The following is a 4,939-nucleotide window of genomic DNA, read 5'->3' on the forward strand; positions in this document are numbered from 1 at the left end:
GATTACTCGACCGAGGGCAAACTGGTCGGCCATCTCGTAATCGGGGTGGAAATGCTGAATTCATGGATTGCCAGGGTAAAAAAATTCCCCGAGCAGCTGGGCTGGCACCTCAAGCACATCATCCTCAGCCATCACGGTTCGCTCGAACACGGCAGTCCCGTGCCACCGCGAACACTCGAGGCGCTGGTGGTGCATTTCGCCGACGACCTGGACTCCAAGGTCAGCGGCGTGCTCAAGGTCCGCAACCGTCAACTGGATTCCCCCGGAGATTGGACGGAATATATCCGGCTGATGGAAACCAAGTTTTTCAAGTCACCGGTATTCGACAACGATAGCGGCGAAAGCCCGGAACTGCCCCCGCCCGCTCGCAAAACAGCAAGTCCCAGTCACCCTGAGCCCTCCGAGCATGAGCAGTCCCTGTTCGACAGTGAGCCCCGCTAAGCTCCAAACTGTCTTCAACCCAAGAGCAGATTTGGCATAAGTGCTAAAAAAGCCTTGATTTCAGTGTTAATCTATGATACCTTTTTTTGTCTGTTAACCGCAGAAAGTTCAATATTCTGCGGGAAAAAAACGGAAAAGACGGAAAACCGGGCTTTCCACGGGAATCGTCAGTGCCCGGCTGACAGACACGCAGAGCCCGACGCCATCGACTGGCGGAACAGGAAAACTTGCCGGATTGTCTCGTTTTTCCGCTGGTGGATGTCCATAAAACTCATATACAGAACAGGATAAGCAACCATTTCACCAACAGTTATCACAATCGTAGTACTGGCTGTGCTCGGAGCGCTGCTGGCCGTGGTCGTGGTGCGCAACCGCAGATCACCTGGCAACCCCGCCACCGAGACGGCCTCAGCAAACAAAGGAGGCATCATCAGCTCCAGCGGTTCGTTTCTGACCAATGAGATCGCTATCGATCTGGGTACGTCCAACACCCTGGTATATATCAAGGGGAAGGGTATCGTGCTCAACGAACCGTCGGTGGTCGCGACCGACCGGGCGACGGGCAAAGTGAAGGCCGTCGGGCTGGAGGCCAAGGCGATGCTGGGCCGCACTCCGGCCAGTATAACCGCTATCCGGCCGCTGAAAGACGGAGTGATTGCCGATTACGAAGTCACCGAGGAAATGCTGCGCTATTTTATCAAGGCCGTGCTCAAGAACCGTTTCCTGCCGGTCAAACCGCGGGTGATTATCTGCGTGCCCAGCGGGATTACCGAAGTCGAGCGCCGCGCGGTGCGCGATTCGGCCGAAAGCGCCGGGGCCAAGGATGTCTACCTGGTCGAGGAACCGATGGCCGCGGCTATCGGCGTGGGCCTGCCGGTGGAAACCCCCAGCGGCAACATGATTATCGATATCGGCGGCGGCACCACCGAGATCGCCGTTATCGCGCTGTCCGGGATTGTCAGCAACATCTCGATCCGTGTCGGCGGCTTTGAGCTGGACGAGGCGATTGTCCAGTTCCTCAAGAAGAACTACAACATCCTGATCGGCGACCAGACAGCCGAGCTGATCAAGATCAATATCGGCAGCGCCTACCCGCTCGGTGATGAAAAAGAAATGGACGTCAAGGGCCGCGACATTGTCTCCGGGATTCCCAAAACAGTCAAGATCCACTCCAGCGAGGTCCGCGAATCGCTCCAGGAGCCGATCATGGCGATCGTTGATGCTGTGCGCCAGGCCCTGGAACAGACCCCGCCCGAACTGGCCAGCGACATTGTCGACCGTGGAATCGTGATGACCGGTGGAGGTTCGCTGCTTCGCGGCCTGGACCAACTGCTCCGCGAAGAGACCAACCTGCCGATCAACGTGGATGAGGAGCCGCTGACCTGCGTTGTCCGCGGAACCGGAAGGATTCTGGACGATCCCAAGCGTTACTGGGTGGTGCTCAGCCAGAGCAAGTAGGAGAAGTGCGGGGACGTGCCGCGTACGCTCCCGTTCATTGCACGGCGTTGTGGAGCGATGGACCCGGTTACGTTAACGCCGTATCACTCTGCCTGCGCGAACACGATGTCCAAATTCTTCCTTTTCCTGTGGGAACATAAACAGAGCCTGCTTTTCCTGCTGCTCCTGCTGCTGTGCCTCGCGGCGATTTCCCTCACCGGCAGAAACCGTTTCCAGTTGGCCCGCACAATCAACCGCACGTTGATTACTCCTTTCCAGATGGTGGTCTCGAAAGCGGACTACTATATCAGCCTCAAAAAAGAAAACGAACGGCTGCGCAAGAATAATTTCGTGCTGTCCCTCGAACTTTACCGTCTGGAACAGGCCCGTCAGCAGAACGAGCGCCTGAAAAACCTGCTCGATTTCGCCTCCCAGACGCCGATTCACTTTATTACCTGCAGGGTTATATCGGGCGGAATCGGTGAGCGGTCCAACGTGTTTATTATCGACAAGGGCAACCGTCACGGTATCAGCCCCAACATGCCGGTGCTGGTCCCCGAGGGCCTGGTGGGCAAGACTATCGAAACCGATCCGGGACGGAGTGTGGTGGAATTGTATACCCACCAGGATTTCCGGGTCAGCGCCATGCCCTCCGGCAAAACCGAACGCGGGATCGCGGGCAGTGCGGCCAGCGGCCAGCTTTACCTGTTCAACATTCCCCTGCGCACGAGTATCGAGGTCGGCGATTTGATTGTCAGCTCGGGAATGGGCGGGATTTTCCCGAAAGGGATACCTGTCGGCGTGGTGAACGATATCGAGCGCGAGCAGGAGATGGGTATCAAGCTCCGCGCGCGCCTGAGCGCGTCGGTTGACCTCGACAGGGTCAGCGAGGTGTTCGTACTGGCCGACAGCGCGTTTGTCTCGCCCGGATCCGGCATTCTGTTCGAGGCCCATGACTCCCTGAATCACCTCTGGAGCGACCGGTAATGTCCAATTTTCGATTCATCCTGTTTCTGTTCACCCTTTTTTTTGTTCATCTTCTTTTTTATCAATATATTTCAGTAGGTGAGATTTTCCCGGATCTGTTTCTGGTGATGGTGGTTTACGCCGGACTGATATGGGGTCCGGAGGGCGGGTCCCTGATTGGTTTTTTCTGTGGAATCGCCCAGGACAGTTTCAGTTTCACCTACTTCGGCCTTCACGCCCTGGCCAAAGTGATCGCTGGGTTCGTGATCGGCAAGGTGCGCCACAGTTTTTTCAGTAACAAGCCCCTGGTTCAGGCCGCTATTATCCTGGTGGCCAAGATGGCCCACGATGCGATTTTTTACGGGATCTATTTCGCCAGGACCAGTGAGAGCTTCTGGCGCCAGATCGTGTTCGTATCGGCTCCCTCGGCTGTCTATACAGCCGTGTTGGGCGTAGTTCTTTTCATGTTGTTCCGGGTCCGTCACAATCGCATGAATTGGTGATCCGATGCCCCAGCGAAACATGCGCGACGAAAGTGTTTCCGACCGGCTGCACAAGGCCCGGATGGCCAAGCTGATCATCCTGGCCCCTTTTCTCCTGCTGATCGCAAATTTCTTCCGTTACCAGGTACTTCATACCAGCGAGTACACGCTCCGCTCCGAGGAAAACCGGCTGCGCAGGATCGAACTTCCTCCGCCGCGGGGGCTGATCACCGACCGCAACGGAAACGTGCTGGCCGAAAATATCCCGTCCTACTCGATCGAGCTCTATCCGCAGCCGCTGGATTCGATGGAGATCGCCCTGGAACGCCTGGCGCCCTTGCTGAATATCGGCGAGAGTGACCGCGAAGGTCTGCTGCAGAAATTCAAGCTCAGGCGCCTGATGCCGTTACGCGTGGCCACCGATATCGGCCAGAAAACGCTGGCCGTTGTTGAAGAGCACCGCAGCGAATTCCCCGGAATATTTATCCGCTCGGACATGAAACGAAGTTATGTCTATGGCGAGGAGCTGGCCCATGTGCTCGGTTACGTCGGCGAAATTACCGAGCGGGAACTCGAGGATTCGCTGTACCGGAATTACACGATGGGCAGCCTGATCGGACGAAGCGGAATCGAGGCCCAGTACGAACACCTCCTGCACGGCGAGCGCGGCGTGAAATTTATCGAAGTGGACGCCCGCGGGCGCGAACTGGGGCCGTTTCGCGACCGGCCGCCGGTGATGCCCACCCGCGGCCGGGAGATCCGGCTGACTCTCGACCTGCGACTCCAGCAGGCGATGCACGAGATCATGGACACGGTGGAGATCGGCGCGATGGTGGCTGTCGATCCGAACACCGGCGGCGTGCTGGCGATGGTGAGTAAGCCGGGATTCGATCCCAACCGGCTGAGTTCGGGAATTTCCGCTGCTGGATGGCGGCAGTTGCTGTTCCATCCCAACAAGCCTTTCCTCAACCGCTCCATCCAGGGATTATATCCCCCAGGATCGACTTTCAAGGTGTTCACCTCGCTGGTGGGCTTGGACCTGGAGATAATCGGACCCGAGGTGCGCGGTCTGGAGGTTGTCTGCCGCGGCGGCTTGCAGTATGGCAAACGGTTTTTCAAGTGCTGGGAGGCCGGCGGCCACGGCAAAGTGGATTTTCACAAGGCGTTTGTACGCTCCTGCGACACGTTTTTCTACCAGCTCGGTATTAAAATCGGTCTCGAACGCTTCTGCCGGTACGGTAAGGAAAGCGGCATGTTCGAGAAAACCGGGATCGATCTGCCCAACGAGGAAACCGGCTTGTTCCCCGACGAGACCTGGTACAGCCGCAATTACGGCCGCGGCAACTGGGGCCCGGGCAACGTGCTGAATCTTTCGATCGGCCAGGGTGAAATAACGATGAGCCCCCTGCATCTGGCGATGCTCTACTCGTCGATCTGCAACGGGGGACGCCGCTACCGACCGCACCTGCTCGCAGCCGACCCCGAAACTTTCCGTCTGCCTAATATCATGTTTTCCGCCGAGCACCTGCGGTCCCTGATCGCGCCGTTGGCGGGCGTGGTCAACGACCCCACTCACGGTACCGCCCGCGGCAGCCGTCTCTGGGGGCACGAGC

Annotated in this window: 4 protein-coding genes and 1 pseudogene (2 of these 5 cut by a window edge); all 5 read left to right on the forward strand. The window is 57.8% G+C overall.

What is annotated here, in order from left to right; all coding sequences use genetic code 11:
* Nucleotides 1-441, forward strand: partial view of an HD domain-containing protein gene (locus FVQ81_02450; protein ID MBW7995433.1) — the 3' portion only. It extends 627 nt beyond the left edge of the window; 441 of the gene's 1,068 nt are visible here — the last part of the coding sequence; its start codon lies beyond the left edge, outside the window; its stop codon occupies nt 439-441.
* Nucleotides 442-870: 429 nt separating this feature from the next.
* Nucleotides 871-1,899 carry a rod shape-determining protein gene (locus FVQ81_02455; GenBank protein ID MBW7995434.1) on the forward strand — a complete coding sequence of 343 codons (1,029 nt, stop codon included), beginning with the start codon at nt 871-873 and terminating at the stop codon, nt 1,897-1,899.
* Nucleotides 1,900-1,956: 57 nt separating this feature from the next.
* Nucleotides 1,957-2,865, forward strand: a complete 909-nt coding sequence (gene mreC / locus FVQ81_02460; protein ID MBW7995435.1) for a rod shape-determining protein MreC — start codon at nt 1,957-1,959, stop codon at nt 2,863-2,865.
* Nucleotides 2,865-3,347: a rod shape-determining protein MreD gene (gene mreD / locus FVQ81_02465; GenBank protein MBW7995436.1), complete on the forward strand. Its 483-nt coding sequence runs from the start codon at nt 2,865-2,867 to the stop codon at nt 3,345-3,347. Before mreC ends, mreD begins: the two co-directional genes overlap by 1 nt.
* 4 nt (nt 3,348-3,351) lie before the next feature.
* Nucleotides 3,352-4,939: pseudogene (gene mrdA, locus FVQ81_02470) on the forward strand (penicillin-binding protein 2) (it continues 95 nt past the right edge of the window).

Source organism: Candidatus Glassbacteria bacterium (assembly GCA_019456185.1).
In the GTDB taxonomy this organism is placed as follows: Bacteria; Gemmatimonadota; Glassbacteria; order GWA2-58-10; family GWA2-58-10; genus JAJRTS01.

Bases quoted from the DNA above. Each gene is read 5' to 3' on its own strand.
- mreC (MBW7995435.1), top strand. From the start codon at position 1,957: ATGGACCCGGTTACGTTAACGCCGTATCACTCTGCCTGCGCGAACACG.
- mreD (MBW7995436.1), top strand. From the start codon at position 2,865: ATGTCCAATTTTCGATTCATCCTGTTTCTGTTCACCCTTTTTTTTGTT.